Annotated in this window: 13 protein-coding genes; 5 read left to right on the top strand and 8 right to left on the bottom strand. The window is 77.2% G+C overall.

Annotated features, from left to right (window positions below; translation table 11 throughout):
- Positions 1 to 8: 8 nt before the first annotated feature.
- Together eccD and eccCa are read right to left on the bottom strand one after the other, a co-directional pair.
- A complete protein-coding gene (eccD, locus tag ACIPSC_RS32770; RefSeq protein ID WP_400831444.1) occupies positions 9 to 1,403 on the bottom strand; it encodes a type VII secretion integral membrane protein EccD in 1,395 nt (464 codons plus the stop codon).
- On the bottom strand, positions 1,400 to 5,413 hold the full coding sequence (eccCa, locus tag ACIPSC_RS32775) for a type VII secretion protein EccCa (protein WP_400831446.1): 4,014 nt from the start codon (positions 5,411 to 5,413) through the stop codon (positions 1,400 to 1,402). The genes eccD and eccCa overlap by 4 nt, the downstream gene beginning before the upstream one ends.
- 429 nt (positions 5,414 to 5,842) lie before the next feature.
- On the opposite strand from eccCa, the gene ACIPSC_RS32780 reads away from it, so the two are divergent.
- Complete coding sequence (locus ACIPSC_RS32780; protein ID WP_400831449.1) at positions 5,843 to 7,189, top strand: ricin-type beta-trefoil lectin domain protein; 1,347 nt, start codon at positions 5,843 to 5,845, stop codon at positions 7,187 to 7,189.
- 73 nt (positions 7,190 to 7,262) lie between these two features.
- Here the strand turns inward: ACIPSC_RS32780 and ACIPSC_RS32785 are convergent, their stop codons facing one another.
- The 6 genes from ACIPSC_RS32785 to ACIPSC_RS32810 all read right to left on the bottom strand — a co-directional run bounded on the left by ACIPSC_RS32785 (position 7,263) and on the right by ACIPSC_RS32810 (position 14,183).
- Complete coding sequence (locus ACIPSC_RS32785) at positions 7,263 to 8,006, bottom strand: response regulator transcription factor (RefSeq protein ID WP_400831453.1); 744 nt, start codon at positions 8,004 to 8,006, stop codon at positions 7,263 to 7,265.
- 170 nt (positions 8,007 to 8,176) lie between these two features.
- Positions 8,177 to 8,533 (bottom strand): hypothetical protein, encoded by a 357-nt coding sequence (locus ACIPSC_RS32790; RefSeq protein ID WP_400831455.1) that lies wholly within the window; start codon positions 8,531 to 8,533, stop codon positions 8,177 to 8,179.
- Between the two features lie 66 nt (positions 8,534 to 8,599).
- Positions 8,600 to 12,127 (bottom strand): BTAD domain-containing putative transcriptional regulator, encoded by a 3,528-nt coding sequence (locus tag ACIPSC_RS32795; RefSeq protein ID WP_400831458.1) that lies wholly within the window; start codon positions 12,125 to 12,127, stop codon positions 8,600 to 8,602.
- Between the two features lie 188 nt (positions 12,128 to 12,315).
- The gene (locus ACIPSC_RS32800) at positions 12,316 to 13,095 is read right to left on the bottom strand and encodes a cyclase family protein (RefSeq protein ID WP_400831460.1); all 780 of its coding nucleotides are present in this window, start codon (positions 13,093 to 13,095) and stop codon (positions 12,316 to 12,318) included.
- A gap of 75 nt (positions 13,096 to 13,170) precedes the next feature.
- Positions 13,171 to 13,932 carry an SDR family oxidoreductase gene (locus ACIPSC_RS32805; protein ID WP_400831462.1) on the bottom strand — a complete coding sequence of 254 codons (762 nt, stop codon included), beginning with the start codon at positions 13,930 to 13,932 and terminating at the stop codon, positions 13,171 to 13,173.
- Entirely contained in the window at positions 13,932 to 14,183 is a 252-nt protein-coding gene (locus ACIPSC_RS32810; protein WP_400831466.1) for an acyl carrier protein, read from the bottom strand. The genes ACIPSC_RS32805 and ACIPSC_RS32810 overlap by 1 nt, the downstream gene beginning before the upstream one ends.
- 192 nt (positions 14,184 to 14,375) lie before the next feature.
- Here ACIPSC_RS32810 and ACIPSC_RS32815 point away from each other — a divergent pair, with 192 nt between their 5' ends.
- Genes ACIPSC_RS32815 through ACIPSC_RS32830 form a run of 4 tightly spaced genes read left to right on the top strand, consistent with a single transcriptional unit; the run spans position 14,376 to position 18,815 of the window.
- Positions 14,376 to 15,800: an NDP-hexose 2,3-dehydratase family protein gene (locus tag ACIPSC_RS32815; protein WP_400831469.1), complete on the top strand. Its 1,425-nt coding sequence runs from the start codon at positions 14,376 to 14,378 to the stop codon at positions 15,798 to 15,800.
- Positions 15,788 to 16,768: a Gfo/Idh/MocA family protein gene (locus ACIPSC_RS32820; protein ID WP_400831474.1), complete on the top strand. Its 981-nt coding sequence runs from the start codon at positions 15,788 to 15,790 to the stop codon at positions 16,766 to 16,768. Before ACIPSC_RS32815 ends, ACIPSC_RS32820 begins: the two co-directional genes overlap by 13 nt.
- Before the next feature lie 9 nt (positions 16,769 to 16,777).
- Positions 16,778 to 17,578, top strand: coding sequence for an NAD-dependent epimerase/dehydratase family protein (locus tag ACIPSC_RS32825; protein ID WP_400831476.1), 801 nt, complete (start codon positions 16,778 to 16,780; stop codon positions 17,576 to 17,578).
- Entirely contained in the window at positions 17,562 to 18,815 is a 1,254-nt protein-coding gene (locus tag ACIPSC_RS32830) for an FAD-dependent oxidoreductase (protein ID WP_400831479.1), read from the top strand. The genes ACIPSC_RS32825 and ACIPSC_RS32830 overlap by 17 nt, the downstream gene beginning before the upstream one ends.
- Positions 18,816 to 18,961: the final 146 nt, after the last annotated feature.

Here is an 18,961-nt window from a genome sequence, read left to right on the forward strand (position 1 = left end):
TCCTCTCCCTAGCCGGCCAGCGCGCGCAGCGCGCCGTAGGCGCCGAGCACCTGCAGCAGCAGGGGCAGCAGCGCGATCGCGGTGGCGGTCTCGGCGAGGTCGCCGAGGTGGCCCCAGAGCGGGAGCAGCCGGGCGCGCGGCAGCCGCCAGGCGGCGAGCAGCAGGAGCGCGGCGGCGCCGAGCAGCACCGCGGCGGCGGCCGTCCGGCCGGCCGGGCCGGCGGGCGCGGCCCGGAGGACCAGGACCAGCGCCGGGGCGTACGCGCCGAGGAGCAGCGCGGGGACGCGCTGGGCGGTGCCGTCGGTGCCGCGGGCGCGCAGCAGCACCGCGGTGCCGAGGGTGAGCGGCAGCAGCCAGCCGGTCCAGGAGCGGTCGAGCAGGACGAGCAGCGTCACGGCGGCGGCCTGGACGAGCGCCGAGGCCGCGGCGACGGCGTCCAGGCAGGCGGTGGCGACGGTGACCCGGCGGGCGAGCCGGTCGCCGGGTTCGGGGGTGATGTCGCGCTGCAGTTCCTCGGCGTCGCGCGGCAGGTGCGGCACCCGCAGCCGGGCCGTGCGCAGGGCGAGCCGGGGGGCGAGGTGGCCGAGGACGAACAGGGCGACGGCGGCCAGTGCGGCGGCGCGGACCGGGCTCGTCCAGTCGGCCCGCACCGCGAGCGCCCCGGCGGCCGTGGCGACGCCGGCGAGCAGGGCCGTGCCGGGCACCGCCAGCGGCAGCGCCCCGACGCCGAGCAGCAGCGCGGCGAGCGCCACCGCGGCGCCGGCGCCCGCCAGTACGCCGGTGGCGTCGGGGAGGTGGCCGCCGGCCGGAAGGGTGCGTGCGGTGAGCCCGGCCAGGGCGGCGAAGGCGAGCGCGCCGAGGCCGGCGAGCAGGACGGCCCCGCGGTCGGCGCGCATCCGCGCGGTGACGGCGGCGCCGACGGCGAGCACGGCGGCGACGGCGGCGCAGCGCGCCGCGGTGGCCGGGCCCGGGCCGCCGCCGAGCAGGGCGGCGGCGAGGGCGGTCAGCGCGGCGCCGGCGAGGAACAGGGCGAGGGCGTGGGTGAGCTCGGGGCGCCACCGGCCGGGGGCGCGGCCGACGCTGTGCGCGACCCCGTCGGCGAGGTCGTCGAAGTGTGCGACGGGCAGCGCGGCCTCGGCGGGGCGCAGCAGCAGGACGTCACCGTGGCGCAGCCCGGCGGTGGCGGGGGTGGCCTCGGGGTCGAGCGGTTCCTCGCCGAGGCGCTGCAGGACCCAGGGGGTGTCCGGCCGGGCGGCCCGCCCGGGCAGTGCCCGGAGCAGCACCGGCAGCAGGGCCGCGACGGTGGTGGTGACGGGGACGGCGAGGTCGGCGCGGCCGGTCGGGCCGTCGACGGTGATCCGGCAGACCTCGGCGGCCTCCACCGGGGGCGGTGCGGTGGTCATCGTGCTCCAGTCGGGGCGGGGGGTGCGGGGACCAGGCCGGTCTGGACGAGCGTGACGGTGCGTCGGGTGACCAGCTGGGCGCGGCCGGCAGGCAGGGTCCGGGGCCGGGCCTCGCCGAGGAACCTTCCCTCCTCCTTGGGGTAGGAGAAGAGCAGCGCGGGGTTGCCGAGCTCCCACATCCGGCGCAGCAGCGGGTCCATGACGGCGCGCATGGCGCCGGAGGTGCTGCGGGCGACGACCAGGTGGAGCCCGATGTGCGCGCCCTGGGCGAGCAGCGGCACCAGCGGGGCGGTCGGGGCGGCGGCGCCGGGCGTGCCGGTGAGCAGGTCGTAGTCGTCGACCAGGACGAACAGCCGGGGCCCCTGCCACCAGTCGCGGCGGGCGAGCTGTTCGGGGGTGATGTCGCTGCCGGGCAGGCGCCCTCCGACGGAGACCGCGGCGCTCTCGGCGAGCCGGGCGAGGCCGTCGGCGTCGACGGCGAGGCCGACCCGGTACGCCTCGGGCACGTCGTTGAGCAGCCCCCGCCCCGGGTCGGCCAGCAGGATGCGGGCCTCCTCGGGCCGGTAGCGGGCGGTGATGGCGCGGACGACCAGGCGCAGCGCGTTGGTCTTGCCGGTCTCGCCGTCGCCGAACACCGCCAGGTGCGGGGTGGCGCCGAAGTCGTGCCGGACGGGGGCGAGCCGCTGCTCGTCCAGGCCGAGGCAGAACTCCAGGTCGGCGGCGGGCCCGGGGCCGGGGAGCCGGTCGGCGTCCAGGCGGGTGGGCAGCAGCCGGACGCCCGGGGCCGGGCTGCCGGGGGCGAAGGCGTCGATCTCGGCGACGGCGGACTTGGTGGCGGCGGTCAGGTCGTCGGTGCGGCCGGAGCTGTCGAGCCGGGGCAGCGCGGAGAGGAAGTGGTGGCCGGTGGCGGTGAGGCCGTGCCCGGGGCGGTGCGGGACGGCGGCCGCGGTCTTCGACCCGACCTCGGACTCCATGGCGTCGCCGAGCCGCAGTTCGAGCTTGGTGCCGAGCAGGTCGCGCAGCCGCGAGCGGAGCTCGGACCAGCGCACCGCGGAGGCGACCACGTGGATGCCGAAGGACAGGCCGCGGGCGGCGAGGTCCATCACCCGCTGCTCCACCTCCTCGTACTCCTGGCGCAGCGTGGCCCAGCCGTCGACGACCAGGAAGACGTCTCCGTACGGGTCGCCGCCCTCGCCGCGGGCGCGCAGCGCGCGGTGGGCGGCCATGGACTCCAGGCCGAGCGAGGTGAACTGCTGCTCGCGCCCTTCCAGGAGCTGGTGGAGCTCCTCGACGGTGCGCAGCACCCGGTCGCGCTCCAGGCGGGTGGCGACCGAGCCGACGTGCGGCAGTCCGCTGATCGAGGCGAGTCCGCCGCCGCCGAAGTCCAGGCAGTAGAACTGGACCTCCGCGGGGGTGTGGGCGAGGGCCAGCGCGAGGATCAGGCTGCGCAGCAGGGTGGACTTGCCGGTCTGCGGGGCGCCGGCGACGCCGACGTGGCCGTCGGCGCCGGAGAGGTCGGCCACCAGCAGGTCGCGCAGCTGCTCGAAGGGGCGGTCCACCATGCCGAGCGGCACCCGCAGCGCGCCGCGCAGCCGCGGGTCGGCGGTGCCGAGGCCGCGTTCGGGGTCGGGCACGATGCCGGGCAGCAGTTGGTCCAGGCTGGGCGGGGTGGCCAACGGGGGCAGCCAGACCTGGCGGGCCGGCGGGCCGGCGTCCTCCAGGCGGGCGACCAGAACCTCCGACAGGCTCTCCGGGGTGTCCTCGGCGGTGGCCGGGTCGGCGGGCCGCTCGCGCAGCGCCTGCTCGGCGAGGGAGACCAGCGCGGCCTCCTCCTCGGCGCGGGCGGAGGAGAGCGGTCCGCGCTGCTCCAGGCCGAAGGCGGTGATCTCGCGGGCGGGCCGCTCCACGCGGGCCTGCCGGCCGGGGTGCGGTGGCGCCGGCGCGGGGCCGGAGACGTAGGCGGCCTTGAAGCGGACCAGGTTGGTGGTGTCGACCTTGAGGTAGCCGTTGCCGGGTGCGGAGGGCAGTTCGTAGGCGCTCGCGGTGCCGATGACGCTGCGGGACTCCATGGCGGAGAAGGTGCGCAGCGCGATCCGGTAGGACAGGTGGCCCTCGACCCGGTGGATCCGGGACTCGTCGAGGCGCTGCGAGGCGAGCAGCAGGTGCACGCCGAGGCTGCGGCCGAGCCGTCCGACGGAGACGAACAGGTCGACGAACTCCGGCTTGCCGGCGAGCAGTTCGGAGAATTCGTCGACCACGATCAGCAGCGCGGGCAGCGGTGCGAGGGTGGCGCCGGCGGCACGTGCCTTCTCGTACTCGAAGAGCGAGGCGTGGCCGGCCTCGCGCAGCAGCTCCTGGCGGCGGATCATCTCGCCGCTGATGGCGTCGCGCATCCGGTCGACCAGGTGGATCTCGTCGGCGAGGTTGGTGATGACGGCGGAGGTGTGCGGCAGCCGGTCCAGTCCCAGGAAGGTGGCGCCGCCCTTGAAGTCCACCAGTACCAGGTTGAGGACCTCGGAGGAGTGGGTGGCGGCCAGCCCGACGACCAGGGTGCGCAGCAGCTCGCTCTTGCCGGAGCCGGTGGCGCCGATCAGCAGGCCGTGCGGGCCCATGCCGCCCTGCGCGGACTCCTTGAGGTCGAGTTCGACGACCTCGCCGTCCTCGGTGACACCGATCGGCACCTTGAGCCGGGCGTCCTGGGCCTGCCGGGGGCGCCAGGCGGCGGCGACGTCGAAGCCGCGGACGTCGCGCAGGCCGAGCAGGGCGGCCAGGTCGAAGTCCGACTCCAGCGGGCGGTCCCGCAGGTCGGTGCCGCCGCCGGTGCGCAGCGGCGCCAGCGTCCGGGCCAGGGTGTCGGCCTGGGCGGTGCCGAGCCGGTCGGCGCGCGCCGTGCGGGTCTCGCCGCCGGCGGGCAGGGCGACCAGGCCGTCGCGCACGGTGAGCCGCAGGACGCGGGGGCCGCCCGGGGTGGTGCCGGTGAGGTCGAGCAGGACGACGCCGCGCAGGCCGGGGCCGAGCAGGCGGGAGGTCTCGGGCAGCCGGACGCCGTGGGCGACCACGACCACGAAGGGCTCGGCCGGGCCGGGCACGGCGTCGGGGTCGTGGTCCGGGCGGTCGCGGACCTCGGGGCCGAGGAGGTCCAGCAGCGCGTCGTGGTCGTCGGCGGCGAGCCGGGCCGGTCCGGCGGAGTCCTCCTCGTGCGGGTGGGCGTTGTGCGGCAGCCACTTGAGCCAGTCCCAGGCACGGCGGCCGCGGTCGTCGGCGAGCAGCGCGACGCGCAGGTCGTCGGGCGCGTGGAGGACGGCGAGCCGGCCGACCACGGCCCGGGCCAGGGCGAGGGCCTCGTCGTGGTCCCCGACGAACTCCACGGCGGTGAACCGCGGCAGGGCGACCGGGACGGGCAGGTGCGGCACCGTCCGGTGTGCCTCGGTGAAGCGGCGCAGCGAGATCGCGCAGAGCGGTTCGAGGTCCTCGACCGGCTTGGTCCGGGGCGGCAGGAACTCCAGTGCGGCGCGCCGGGTGCCGGTGCCGATCCGGATCCGGGCGAAGTCCTCGTGGCCCGGCCGGCGCTCCCAGAGCCGGGGGCCGCCGGCCAGCGTCCACAGCTCGGCCGGGTCGGGTTCGTCCCAGGACAGGGCGGCGCGCTGCTCGTCGGCGGCCTGCCGGGCCTGACGGCGCTTCTGGCCGAGGTAGCGCAGGTAGTCGCGGCGCTCGGCGCGGATCCGGCGGCGGCGCTCGGCGCCGGGCCGGCCGATCTGGACCAGGGTCATGCTGACCATGGCGACGCCCATCATCCCGGACATCGCGTACATGGCGGTGCCGCCGTTGCCGACGGAGAACATCAGCACCATCGCCCCGGTGCCCAGCCCCATCGGCAGGTAGGTCAGGGCGGAGCCGAAGTCCGCGGCGGCCGGTTCGCCCAGCACGGGGGGCTCGGCCAGCTCGACCTGCTCCTCCGGGGGGCGCGGGCCTTCGGCGCGCGGTGGGCGCTTCACGACCGCGGTGCTCACATCGGGTCCTCTTCCGTCTCTCCGGCGAGCCGGGCTCCGGCAGCCGGCCGGCGGTTCGCTCCGGGTCGCAGCCTGGGGTCTGTCCGGCCGATCTTGCCGGGCGCAAGATCGACCGGACAAACCCTAGGAGCGGCCGGCGGGCCGTCCGGGCCGTGCGGGGCGTTCGCTGTCCCGGCGGACCAGGAACGGTGTCCGATGGTGCAGCGGGCCGCCGGGGGGGTGCGGGCCGGGAGCCCGGGAAGACGCGGGCGGGGGCCGGCCGGGGTGCCCGGTTGCACCTTGAGGCACGGATTCCGGTGCGCAGGGCCCTCGTCCGGGCCGGGGCCGGGGCCGGCGGGCGGGCCGCCGGTTCAATGGCGGCGGCCCGGGCCCGCGCGTCGCGCGGGCGCGAAGCGGGTGTGCGGGCCCGACGAGGAGTGGAGCTGAGAGATGGAACGCGAGACACCGTCCACGGAGCGGTCCGGCACGGCCGCCGGGCGGCCGCCGGGCCCTGACGAGGCGTCGGCCGCCGGAGAAGGCGCGGGTGGGGCGCTCTGGGACCGGTCGCTGCCGTGGGAGGCCGAGGAGGCCGCCGGGGCCCCAGCGGCCGAGCCGCCCGCCGGCGGGGCGGCGGCGCCGGAGGAGCCTGCGGGCGAGGACGGTCCGGACGGCGCCCCGGACGGTGCGGGCACCGGGGCCTCCGCCGACCCGGCGGACCCGGCCGGGCCGGGGGAGGCTGACGGCCCGTCGGCGGACGCCCCCGGGGCGGACGGCCCGTCGGCACCCGACGCCCCGGCGTTCCGCCCGGTCGTCGCCGAGCCGCCCCGGGAGGGTGGCGCGGCCGCGCCGCCCGGCGAGGAGCAGCCGGAGCGCACCGCCCGGGTCGGCGGGGTCCTGGTGGCCGCCGCGGTGCTGGTGGCGCTCGCCGTGACGGCCGTCTCGGTGACCGGCGGCCCCGACGCACCCCCGCACCCGGCGGACGCCGTCCTGCCGCCGGCGCCGGCCGCCGGACTGCTGCCGGGCACGGGCGCACCCACCGGCGCCCCGGCGACCCCGGACGCCTCGGCCACCGCCGCACCGCCCGCAGCCGCCACCGGCGCCGCGACCGGCGTCCCGGCTCCGGACGGCTCCCCCGCACCCACCGCCGAGCCCGCGGCGGCGGCGAACGCGCCCGGCGCCCCGCCCGCGCCCGCGACTGCGCCTGCCGCCGCCCAGGACCGCCGGCCCGGCGGGGCGGCGCAGCCCCCGGCCCAGCCCGCACCGCCCGCCGCCGCACCCGCCAAGTCCGCACCCGCCGCACCTGGCACGCCGGCCCCGGCCCAGCCCGCACCGGCCGCACCGGCCGCACCGGCACCCGCCCAGTCGCCGGCGCAGCCGGCCCCGGCGGCACCGCCCGCCCCGGCGGCCGCCCCGGTCGGACGCATGATCGCCGGGTACGACTCCAACCGCTGCCTGGAGGTGTCCGCCCACGGAGCCGTGGACGGTTCGCCGCTGCGGCTGTGGGACTGCGGCGGCGCCGCCTGGCAGTCCTGGGACATCCGCCCGGACGGCACCGTCCGGGCGATGGGGATGTGCCTGGACATCGCCGGTGCCTCGGCCGAGTCCGGCACCACCGTCCAGCTGGCCCGCTGCAACGGCGGCTGGGCACAGCAGTTCGCCCTCAACGCCGCGCACGACCTGGTCAGCACCCGCCTCGGCAAGTGCGTGGACGCGCGGGACCACGGGACCGCCAACGGCACCGGCCTCCAGCTGTGGGACTGCGTCGGCGGCTCCAACCAGAAGTGGTACCTGCGCTGATTCCCGCGCGCGGACGGCCCGGCCGGGGTTGCCCCGGCCGGGACGTCCGGCACGGCCCGCTGCCGGTCCCGGGTCAGAGCACGCCCGTGCGGATCGCGTGCACCACCGCGTGGGTGCGGTTGCGGAAGCCGAGCCTGGTCATCATGCCGCTGACGATGTTCTTGATGGTCCGTTCGGAGTAGCTCAGCTCCCGCGCGATGTCGGCCGTGTCCAGGCCGTCGGCCAGCAGCCGGAGCACGTCCAGCTCGCGGGTCTCCAGCCCGGCCGTGGTCAGCCCGCGCGGTCCGAGGACGTCGCGCTGGACGGTGCGGAGGCCGCCGACCAGCCAGCCCTGCACGGTCGGCGGCAGTTCGGTGCCGCCGACGGCCACCGAGCGGACCACCTCCAGCACCTGGTCGAAGTCGCACTCCTGACGCCAGAGCACGCCGCGCAGCCCGAGACCGACCGCCCGCAGCACCTGGTGCTCCCGGACGCTCTCGGTGACCAGCACGATCCCCAGGCCGGGGTTGGCCGAGCGGGCCGCGAAGTCCTCCAGCCCGGTCATGGTCTCCTCGGTGACCCGGGTGGTCACCACCAGGGCGACGTCCGCCGTCGGGTGGTCGTCCGCCGCCAGCAGGCGCAGGCCGGGGTGGCGGCGCAGTCCGAGGGTCGTCCCCTCGCCGGTGATCGGGTCGCCGGCGAGCACGGCGACGCCGATCGACCGGATCACCCCCACCCCGCCCGTCCGGCCGGCCGTCCCGGCGCGCGGCGCGGAGGCCGCGGCGTAGGGCTCGGTGGGGCGGTGGCTGCGCTGGTCGGGCACGGTGGTCATGGGCATGGGGCTCGCCTGTCGTCGAGGGTTCGGGGACGCGAGCACCGTAGGGGCCACCGCTTGCCGGCCACTTGCAAAGCACTTGGCAAGAGGACGGCAAGGGCGCGAGAAGAGGCGTACCGCCCCGGCGGGGGTCCCGGGGCGGTACGCGGTCAGGGGTCAGCGGTGACGTCGGGTCACCAGCGGTACCAGCCGGTGGCCCAGCTGTTGCCCGTGGTGGAGACGCCCGCGCCGGCCGCGTCGTCGTAGGAGAAGCTGCCGACGATCGCGCCGTTGTCCTGGTGCAGCACCACGTAGTCCTTGCTCCGCCCGGAGAGCCAGAGGGTGGTGCAGGTGCCGGGCTGCACGATCCTGGTGGCCATGTGCCGGTCGGGGAACTCCGCGTAGGAGCCGTAGTAGCCGTCCGAGCAGAGGGTGAACTGCCCCGGCGTCGCCGCCTGGGCCGCGCCGGCCGGAACGAGGACGGCAGCCAGGGCGGCGACGGCGCAGCCGGCGGCGGCCGCGCGGTGCAGGGTGGTTCGGTTCGGGCGCATCGGGTCCCCCGGGGTGAGTGGTGGTCAGGTCTTCACCGTGAGGAAACCGTTCGGCGGACACCGCTGTCAGCACGCGCCGGGCTGCGCTGCCCCGCGGACCACCGATGGTTGCCCCGCGAACCGCCCGGCGGGCCCGACGGTGCCGAGCCCGGTCGCCGCCGGCCGGGCGACCCGCAGCTCCTGGCCGGTCGGCGGGCGCCGGAACGGCTCGCCCGCCCCCGGCCCGCCGGCCTGCCGCGGGATGCCGCCACCCGTCTGATCGGCGCAGCGCCGGGCCCACGGCTCGGCGCCCAGCTCCTCGAAGGCACGCCGTGCCTCGCGCAGCGCCTCGCCCGCCCCGGGGCGGCCCAGCGCCCGCAGCCGCAGGCCGTCGGCGAGCCGGAGCCGGGCGTACGGGAAGACCCAGCCGCGGGCCCCCGGCACCGCGTAGGCCGCCGCGAACCGGGCGTCGGCCTGCCGGTCGTCGGCGGCGAGCGCCGCCGCGGCGGCCAGCAGGAAGGCGTGGTGGGCGGAGATCTCGCCGATCCGCGCGGCCTCGCCGGCGGCGACGTGCGCGGCGGCCTCGGCGCGCCGTCCGGTCCGTACGGCCGCCTCGACGAGGTCCAGGAACGGCAGGTGGAACCAGGGCAGTCCGGGCGGCAGCTCCCCGGGGCGCATCAGCGAGGTGAGGCGGTGGTAGGCCTCCTCGTCCCGGCCGTGGGCGAGGGCGGCCAGCGCGCGGAGGTGGTCGAGCTGGTCGGTGACGAACCGCATGCCCGCCCGCGTCGCGACCGGTCGGATCCGCTCCTCGGCCGCGTGCAGGCCCGCCTCGTCGCCGCGGCCGGCCAGGAAGTGCGCGTGGTAGTGGCGGAACAGCAGGGCGTTGCAGTGGTAGCCGAGCTCCTCGGCCGCCTCGGCCTCGTGCAGGCAGCCGGGCGCCTCGTCCCAGCGGCCGCGCAGGTAGGCGCGGTAGACCTCGGCCTTGGCGACCGAGCCCCGGGTGGCGTAGCCGTGCTGGGCGGCGAAGCGGCGGCGAAGCGGGCCGTCGGCGGCGTCCACGGCGGCCGCCGTCCACAACAGCAGCCAGGCCGCGCCGGCCTCCTGGCCCCGGTCCAGTCCGTCCAGCAGGGCGGTGAGCAGCCCGGGCACCCCGTGGGCGGTGCGTGCCGGGTCCGACCAGGCCCGGTGGCAGAGCCGGGCGAGCGGGGAGACGTGCGGCCGGTGGTCCTGCAGCACCTGCCAGGCCCGGGCGTCGCCGGTGTAGACGGCGGCGAGCAGCAGTTTGAAGTAGGCCTGCTCGGCGAGGCCCCCGAAGGACTCCGCCCCGGGGCGGGTGAGCGCCTCGACCGGGCCGGGCAGCAGTTCCACGGAGGAGCCGAACTCGACCCGGTGGCTCTGGTCGACGTAGACGACGGCGTACGAGAAGAGCGGGGCGATGTCGGCCGGCACCGGGCCGCGGCCGATCTCCTCCACCAGCCGGGCGGTGTGCCGCAGCTGCCCGCCGCGGGCGGCCGCCACGGCGGCCCAGGTGAGCCGGCGGGCCCGGTCGGCCGGGTCGGCGGTGAGTGCCGCCGAACGGTCCAGCAGCAGGGCGGCCTCGGCGTCGCCGCCGCGGCGCACCAGCCGGTGCCCGGCCTCCTGGAGGCGGGCGGCGAGGTCCGCGTCGGGGAGCAGCGCGGCGCCGGCCTCGTGGACCAGCCGGCGCGGGTCGTCGGCGGCCAGGCAGCCGGCGAGCAGCCGGTGGGCCTCGCGCCGGCGGGGGCCCGACGCCCGGGAGATGACGCCCCGGCGGACCAGCGGGTGCCGGAAGGCGAGGCGGCCGACCGGGTCGAGCCGGGCGAGCCCGGTCGCCTCCAGCGTCTCCAGGACGGACTCGGCGTCCTCGCCCGCGGCGGCGCGCAGCCAGGAGGCCGTCCCCTCGGCGGTGCCGGAGCCGGCCAGCGCGGCGAGCAGGAGGACGCGTTCGGCGGCCGGGGTCAGCCCGGCGAGGCGGTCCCCGAAGAGCCGGTCCAGCCGCTGCCCGAGCGGCAGGTGGTCCGGCAGCGGGTCGATGCCGCGCAGTTGGCCGGGGCGCAGCTGCCGGGGCAGCTCGACCAGGGCCAGCGGGTTGCCGCCGGCGTCCGCCAGCAGTCGGGCCGCGGCGACGGCGGCCAGGCCCGGGTGGCGCAGTTCGAGCAGTTCGCCGGCCTCGGCCGAGGAGAGCGCACCGACCTCGACCGGCTGCATCGACCAGGCCTCCACGGTGGAGTCCTCGGGGCGGCTGGCGCTGGCGATGACGACCGGCAGGGCGGCGACCCTCCGGTGCAGGAAGGCGAAGACGGCGACGCTGGAGGAGTCGACCCAGTGCAGGTCGTCGACCAGCACCAGCAGCGGCCGGGCCCGGGCGGCCGCGGCGAGCAGGGCGAGCGCCGCGGCTCCGACGGTGAGCCCGCCGGGCGGCGCGCCGGGGCGGACGCCCAGCGCGTGTTCCAGCACCTCCCGCTGGTGCGGCGGCAGGTCGTGGGTGCGCTCCAGCAGTGGCCAGAGCACCTGGTGCAGGCCGCTGAAGGCGTACTCGCGCTCGGCCTCGGAGCCGACGGCGCGCAGCACCGTGAACCCGGCCCGCTCCGCGCGGCCGGCGGTCCACTCCAGCAGCGCCGACTTTCCGATGCCGGCCTCGCCGCGCAGCAGGACGGCGGTGCCGCCGGCGCCGCTCCGGGCGCCCTCCAGGGCGGCGGCGAGCAGCGCGGTCTGCTCCGCACGGCCGACCAGCCGGGCCGGGTCGGGCCCGGCGGGCGGCGGGGTGTGCGGGGCTGCGCCGGGCAGGGTGTCCAGCGGGCCGCGGGCGTCCGGCACCGCGAGCGTCGTCGCCGCGCCGCGCCCGGTCTCCAGCGCGGCGCGCGGCCGCGGGACGACGGCGGCGCGGGCGACCGGGACGGGTGCAGGGGCGGGCGAGACGTCCAGTTGCTCCGGCACGTCCCGCCGCAGCACGTCGAACCGCCCGTTCAGCACCGCCTGTTCGAGCTCGGCGAGCCGCGGGCCAGGGTCGAGCCCGAGCTCCTCGGCTATCACCGCCGCGGCCCGGCGCAGGGTCAGCAGTGCGTCGGCCTGCCGTCCCGTCGCCCACTGGGCGAGCGCCAGCAGCCGCCAGCCCTCCTCCCGCAGCGGGTCGGCGTGCACCAGCTCCTCGGCCGTCGGAAGGACCTCGGCCGGGAGTCCCGCCCGCAGCCCGGTGGCGACCGCCGACTCCCCCGCCACCGCGCGCAGTTCCCGGAGCCGGGCGATCTCCGTGACCGCCCAGTCCTGGTCGGCCCACTCCTGGTAGGCGGGGCCGCGCCACCAGCCGAGCGCCTCGGTGAGCCGCCGGTGGGCCGCCGCCGGGGGCGCGTTCCGGGCCTCCCGCACCGCGGCTTCGAACCGCCAGGCGTCCACGGCCTCCACCGGCAGGCGGACGGCGTACCCGGGCGGCAGGCTGACCAGCAGTTCGGACGCCGAGCGCGGCGGGCGCCCGGGCTCCAGCACGCGGCGCAGGTGGGAGAGGCAGGGGTGCAGGGAGGCGAGGGCGCGCCGGGTGGGGGTGTCCGGCCAGAGCGCGTCGACCAGTCGGTCGACCGGGACGACCTGCCCCTTCCCCATCAGCAACAGCGCCAGCACGGCCCGTTGTCGGGGCCCCCCGACAAAGACCGGTACTCCACTGACCGTGGCCTCCGTCGGCCCCAGCACCCGCACACCCAGCATGACGGGCCAACCTACCGAACAACAGTCCGACCTGCCGGGAAGCCGCCCTCCGACACGCCCCCGCGTGTCACGGCCGCCCGCGGCGGTCAGGCCGGGAGGACGGCCACCGCGCGGGTCCAGCCGGCGCCGGCACCGGTGATCTTCACCGGGAAGCAGCTGACGGTGAAGCCGGTCGGGGCCGGGAGGTCCTCCAGGTTCGCGAGCCGCTCGATCTGGCAGTACTCGCGCTCCCGCCCGGCGAGGTGGGCCGGCCAGAGGAGGCTGCGGTCGCCGGTCTCCCGGTAGCCCTCGATCATGATCCGGAACGGTGCGTCCAGGCTGAACGCGTCGGTGCCGATCACCCGGACGCCCTGGTCGAGCAGGAAGTGGACGGCCGAGCCGTCCAGCCCGGTGAAGCGGCTGAAGTACTCCGGGGTGCCGGCCAGCCGGGAGGCGCCGGTGCGCAGCAGCACGATGTCGCCGGGCGCCGGGGTGTGGCCGATCCGGTCCAGTTCGCGGCGCAGGTGGGCGGCGTCGACGGCGCCCGGCTCGGCGGTGGTGAGGTCCAGGACGACGCCGGGGCCGTGGAACCACTCCAGCGGGAGCTCGTCGATGTGGCGGGGCCGGCCGTCACCGTAGCGGGCGGCGGAGCCGTAGTGGGACGGGGCGTCGATGTGGGTGCCGGTGTGGGTGGTGAGCGTGAGGGTGTCGATGGTGAGGAGCTCGCCGTCCGGCAGGACGGTCGGGTCGAACTCCAGGCCGAAGTGTTCGAGCATCTCCTCGCTCATGTGCTTGGCGCCCTCGGCGGCGGACATGATGCGGTGCTCGACGGGCTCCGGCTCCCAGCCCGCGGCGTCGATCGGAGTGGAGAGGTCGATGATGCGCACGGGTCTCCTCGGGGAGGGGTGGGGCGCGGGCCGTGCGGACGGCCCGCGTGGTCGTGGGGGCTGAAGGAGGGGGGCTCAGGCGCGCAGGCTCAGGCCGCCGTCGGCGGTGACCACCTGGCCGTGGATCCAGGACGCCTCGTCCGCACAGAGCAGGGCCACCGTCCGGGCCAGGTCGGCCGGGGTGGTGAGGCGGCCGCCGGGGGTGCGCTCCGCGAGGACGCGCAGGACGCCGGCGTCGGCGGCGGAAGCGGAGGCGGCGCCCGGGCCCTTGTCGAGCTTGGCCGCGGCGACCGCGTTGACGGTGATGCCGAGCGGTGCCAGCTCGACGGCGAGGTAGCGGATCTGCGCCTCCAGGGCGGCCTTCGCCACGCCGGCCGCGAGGTAGCGCGGGACGACGCGCCGGGCGCCGTTGCTGGAGACGGCGACGATCCGGCCCGGTCCGCCGGCCATGGCCTCGACCAGCGGGCGGACGCCCAGGAGCAACGGGGCGAGCGCGGTGGTGACGTCCTGCCGGAACAGCTCGACGTCCGGCCGGGCGGCGTCCATCGGGTGGAACGAGGCCGCGCTGTGGACGAAGACGTCGAGGCGGCCGCGCTCCTCCCGGACGCGCCGCAGCAGGCGCGGCAGGGTGTCGGGGCGGGTGACGTCGCCCTTGAGGACGGTCGCCCGGCCGGGCAGGCCGGCGAGTGCCGCGAGCGCGTCCTTCGCAGCGGCGTCGTCGCGGGCGTGGTTGAGGTAGACGTGGCAGCCGCGGCCGGCGAGCTCGCGGGCGACGGCCAGGCCGACCCCGCGCGTACCGCCGGCGATCAGGGCCGTCCGGTGCTCCCACCCGGCCATCAGGCCGCCTCGGCGGTGGCCCGGTTCACCAGGTCCAGGAACTCGCCCGGGGTCCGGACGGCACTGAGCGCGTCCTCGGGGATGCGGATGCCGTACTCGCGCTCGATCCGGCTGACCGTCTCCAGGACGGCGAGCGAGTCGTAGCCCAGGTCGCTGAAGAGTACGTCGGCGATGTCGCCGTCGAGGTCGATCCCCTCGGCCTGGCCGGCCCCCTCGCGCATGATCCGCTTGAGATCGGCTTCGGTGATCATGGTCGTTCGCTCCTCGGGTCGTGATGGAGGTGGTCCGCGTCGAGCCTGGCGGCCGGCGCCGGAGCGCCGCTCGAATCGGCGTGGAACGCCGCTCCAGCCCGCTTCGAGCCCGCCTCGATGCCCCCTCGATGCCGTCTCGACGCCGCCGCGGGACGGTGGGCCCCTCCACACCCGCGCTCGGAAGGGACCGTGATGGCCCGCGCAGCAGAGACCAGGACGGCGGACCGGCCCGCCCGTCACCCGTCGACGGAGACGGCCGCCCGGCTGGCCCGCTCGGCGGCGGCCGCCGAGGGGGCCGAGGAGGTGCCCGGCTGGCTGGCCGACCGGCGGCGGGCCGGCACCTTCCGGGTCGAGCGGATCCCGTTCGACCGCCTGGAGAAGTGGCACACCGAGGCCGGCACCGGGGACCTCGTGCACGAGACCGGCCGGTTCTTCGCGATCCGCGGCCTGGAGGTCCGGGAGGAGGACGGGCGGACGTGGTCGCAGCCCATCATCTGCCAGCCGGAGACCGGCATCCTCGGCATCCTGGCCAAGGAGTTCGACGGCGTCCTGCACTTCCTGATGCAGGCCAAGATGGAGCCGGGCAACATCGGCACGATCCAGCTCGGCCCGACCGTCCAGGCCACCCGCAGCAACTACACCCGCGTCCACCAGGGCCTGGCCACCCCGTACATCGAGTACTTCCTGGCCGCGGGCCGCGGCACCGTGCTGACCGACGTGCTCCAGTCCGAGCAGGGCGACAGCTTCCTGCGCAAGCGCAACCGCAACCTGGTGGTCGAGGTCACCGGCGAGGTCGAGGTGCGCCCGGACTGGCGGTGGCTGACGCTGGGCCAGATCCACCAACTGCTGGCCGTGGACAACCTGGTCAACATGGACGCCCGGACGGTGCTGTCCTCGCTGCCGCTGCGGCCGCCCGCCGCCGGTAGCGCCACGGACCCCGGGCACGCCGAGGACGCCGAGGGGGTGCACTCCGACACCGAAGTTCTCAGCTGGCTCAACGAGTTGAAGACCCAGCAGGGCGCCGGGACGACGCTGGTGCCGCTCGACCGGGTGGACCGGTGGCGGCGGACCGAGACCGAGATCGCCCACACCGAACGGCGCCACCAGCGCGTCGTCGCGGTGTCCGTGGTCGCCGGCAACCGCGAGGTCACCCGGTGGACGCAGCCGCTGCTGGCCGCCGAACGGACCGGGCTGGCGGCCCTGGTGGTGCGCCCCTCCCCCGCCGGACCGCAGCTGCTGCTGCAGGGCCTGTCCCAGCCCGGCACCTTCGACGCGGTCGAGCTGGCGCCGACGGTGCAGTGCGTCTCCGACGGGTTCTCCGACCTCCCGGAGCCGGTGCCCTTCCTCGACCTGGTGCTGGCCGCGCCGCCGGAACGGGTGCTCTACTCGGCGGTGCTCTCCGAGGAGGGCGGCCGCTTCTTCCGGCGCGCCAACCGGTACCTGATCACGGCCGCCGGCGAGGACTTCCCCGCCGAGCTCCCCGACCGCTACCGCTGGGTGACGGCCGACCAGGTGCAGCGCTTCATCCAGTTCGGCAACCACTTCACCGTGGAGGCCCGCACCCTGGTCACCTGCCTCGGCTCGCTGCGCGATCGGGGGGCCCGGTGGAGCGCCTGAACGTCGGAGTGCTCGGCTGCGCGTCCATCGCCCGGCGCAAGATGCTGCCCGCACTGACGGCGAGCCCGCTGACCCGGGTCGCCGCCGTGGCCAGCCGCTCCGGCGAACGGGCCGGGGAGTTCGCCGCCGAGTTCGGCACCGAGCCGGTCGCCGGCTACCAGGCGCTGCTCGACCGCCCGGACGTCGACGCCGTCTACGTGCCGCTGCCCGCCGGGCTGCGCGCGGAGTGGATCGTCCGGGCGCTGGAGGCAGGCAAACACGTCCTGGCGGAGAAGCCGCTCACCACCGACCCGGCGCCGGCCCGGGAGGTGGTCGAGCTCAGCCGGCGGCGCGGACTGCTGCTGATGGAGAGCTTCATGTTCCTCCACCACAGCGCCCACCGCCGGGTGCGGGACCTCGTGGAGTCCGGTCGGATCGGCGAACCGCGCTCCTTCTCGGCCGAGTTCACCATCCCGCGGCTCCCCGAGGGCGACATCCGGCACCGCCCCGAGCTGGGCGGCGGCGCACTGCTCGACCTCGGCGCCTACACCGTCCGCGCGGCGCAGCTCTTCTGCGGCCCCGGGCCGGAGGTGGCCGGCGCCGTCCTGCGGCACGACCCGGCCACCGGCGTGGACACCGCCGGTGCGGCGCTGCTGACCTCGCCACGGCTGACCGCCGCGCTCTCCTTCGGCATGGAGCACCACTACCGCTGCCGCTACAGCCTGACCGGCAGCGAGGGCACGGTCACCCTCGACCGGGCGTTCACCCCGCCGCCGGACCACCGGCCGCTGCTGCGCATCGAGCGCCAGGAGGGCGCCGAGGAGCTGCTGCTCCCGGCCGACGACCACTTCGCCAACATCGTGGCCGCCTTCGCCCGGACCGCCCTCGCCGGGCGCGGCTTCACCGGCCACGGCGACCGCATCCTCCGTCAGGCCGACCTGCTGGACCAGGTCCGCCGGGCCGCCGCCGCGGCCCCTCCCGCTGCCTAGGAGCGCTCGATGCAGATCGTCGGCCGCGGCTTCCTCGCCCAGAGCCTCCGGCCCCTCGTGGCCCGCCACCCCGACACCGTGGTCTTCGCGGCGGGCGTCTCCAGCGGCACCAGCCAGGCGGACGCCGGCTTCGCCCGGGAGGCCGACCTGCTGTACGACGCCCTCGTCGGCTGCCGGCGCAGCGGGCGGCGGCTGGTGTACTTCTCCACCTCCTCGGCCGGCCTGTACGGCGTGCAGCGCCGGCCCTGCCGGGAGGACGGGCCGGTGCGCCCGTCCTCCCCGTACGGGCGGCACAAGCTGGCCATGGAGGAGGTGATCCGCGGCTCCGGCACGGAGCACGTGATCCTGCGCCTGGCCTACCCCGTGGGCCGGGCGCAGCGCCCCCACCAGTTCCTGCCGTCGCTGGTGCGCCAGGTCCGGCTCGGCCGGGTGCGGGTGCACCGCGGGGCGCGGCGCGACCTGATCGACGTCGGGCACGCGGTGGCGCTGATCGACGCGCTGCTGGGGGTCGGGGCGCCGGCCGGCTCGCCGGGGGCCGGGGCGCCGGCCGGGGTGGTCAACCTCGCCTCCGGCTGGTCCGTCCCGGTGGAGGACATCGTCGGGCACATCGAGGGCCGGCTGGGCGTCCGGGCCGAGCGGCAGGTCGTCGAGGTGCCGCCGGAGGACCCGGTCTGCACCGAGCGGCTGCGGCGGCTGGTGCCGGCCGCGGCCGGCCTGGGCTTCGGCCCGCACTACTACCGCCGGGTGATCGACGCCTGTCTCGCCCGGACCCGACTCCCCGAGGAGCCCCGCGATGACCGCACCCCCTGAGACCGAGACCGCCGCGGACGTCTGCGTCGTCGGCGGCGGACCGGCCGGCCTGACGCTCGCCCTGCTGCTGCTCCGCTCCGGTCTGCGGGTCACGGTGGTGGAGCGGTCCGCCTCGCTCGACCGCGAGTACCGGGGCGAGATCCTCCAGCCGGGCGGTCTGGCGCTGCTCGACCAGCTGGGGGTGCTGGCCCCCGCTGAGGCCCGCGGCGGCCACCGGCTGGACCGGTTCCAGCTGGTGGAGCGGGGCCGGGCGCTGCTCGACATCGACTACCGGCGGCTGCCCGGCCCGTACCCGCGGCTGCTGAGCCTGCCGCAGCAGCACGTGCTGACCGAACTGCAGGCCCGCTGCGTGGAGTTCGACGAGTTCCGGCTGCTGCCCGGATGCCGGGTGACGGCGCTGGTCGAGGAGGGCGGGGCGGTGCGCGGCGCGGTGGCCGAGGGGCGGGGCGGGCGGCACACCGTCCGCGCCGCGGCCACCGTGGGCGCGGACGGCCGCTTCTCCAAGGTGCGCCGGCTGGCCGGCATCCCGGCCGACCGGGACGACGTCTTCGACTTCGACGTGCTCTGGTTCAAGCTGCCCGGCACCGGGGCGCCCGGCCGGGCGGTCCGGGTGTTCCGGGACGGCGGCCGCCCGGTGCTGGCGTACCCGTCGCACCCGGACACGGTCCAGCTCGGCTGGACGCTGCCGCACCGCGGCTACGCCGCGCTGGCGGAGCGCGGACTGGCGTACGTGAAGGAGGAGATCCGGCGGGCCGCGCCGGAGTACGCCGACGCGGTGGGCGAGCGGATCACCGCGCTGACCGACCTGACGCTGCTGGACGTCTTCGCCGGCCGCGCCCGGGAGTGGGTCCGCGACGGCCTGGTGCTGATCGGGGACGCCGCGCACACCCACAGCCCGCTCGGCGCGCAGGGCATCAACCTGGCGATCCAGGACGCCGCACTGCTGCACCCGGTGCTGGTGGCGGCGGTGCGGGCCGGCGACGTCACGGCCGGGCGCCTGCACGCCTACGCCGGGCCGCGGGGGCGGGACATCGACCAGGTGATGCGGATCCAGACCATGCAGGCCCGGGCGATGCTCTCGCAGGGCCGGGTGGCCCGGGTGGTCCGGCCCCGGCTGGCCTCGCTGGTCCAGCACACCCCGATCGGCACGAAGCTCACCGGCCGGATCGCGTTCGGCAATCCGGCGGCGCGCGTCCGCTCCGAGCTGTTCACCCCGGCACCGCAGCCGGCGCCGTAGTCACCGATTCCACCGAGTGCCCCGAGACGAACAGGAGTTGACCCGTTGACCTCCTCCCCCTCCTGAAGGAGGGGGATTCCCCTCAGCCTCGCGGCTGAGCCGCTGCGCGTGAGCGCTGCGGTGGGACTACTTCCTGCTTCACCGAC

The sequence above is a fragment of the Kitasatospora sp. NPDC090091 genome (genome assembly GCF_044747365.1).
GTDB lineage: Bacteria > Actinomycetota > Actinomycetes > Streptomycetales > Streptomycetaceae > Kitasatospora.

Coding starts and splice junctions, on each gene's coding strand:
- ACIPSC_RS32795 (WP_400831458.1), bottom strand. CDS start 12,127: ATGGGGAAGGGGCAGGTCGTCCCGGTCGACCGACTGGTCGACGCGCTC.
- ACIPSC_RS32830 (WP_400831479.1), top strand. CDS start 17,562: ATGACCGCACCCCCTGAGACCGAGACCGCCGCGGACGTCTGCGTCGTC.
- ACIPSC_RS32810 (WP_400831466.1), bottom strand. CDS start 14,183: ATGATCACCGAAGCCGATCTCAAGCGGATCATGCGCGAGGGGGCCGGC.
- ACIPSC_RS32825 (WP_400831476.1), top strand. CDS start 16,778: ATGCAGATCGTCGGCCGCGGCTTCCTCGCCCAGAGCCTCCGGCCCCTC.
- ACIPSC_RS32785 (WP_400831453.1), bottom strand. CDS start 8,006: ATGCCCATGACCACCGTGCCCGACCAGCGCAGCCACCGCCCCACCGAG.
- eccD (WP_400831444.1), bottom strand. CDS start 1,403: ATGACCACCGCACCGCCCCCGGTGGAGGCCGCCGAGGTCTGCCGGATC.
- ACIPSC_RS32805 (WP_400831462.1), bottom strand. CDS start 13,932: ATGGCCGGGTGGGAGCACCGGACGGCCCTGATCGCCGGCGGTACGCGC.
- ACIPSC_RS32780 (WP_400831449.1), top strand. CDS start 5,843: ATGGAACGCGAGACACCGTCCACGGAGCGGTCCGGCACGGCCGCCGGG.
- ACIPSC_RS32790 (WP_400831455.1), bottom strand. CDS start 8,533: ATGCGCCCGAACCGAACCACCCTGCACCGCGCGGCCGCCGCCGGCTGC.
- ACIPSC_RS32815 (WP_400831469.1), top strand. CDS start 14,376: ATGGCCCGCGCAGCAGAGACCAGGACGGCGGACCGGCCCGCCCGTCAC.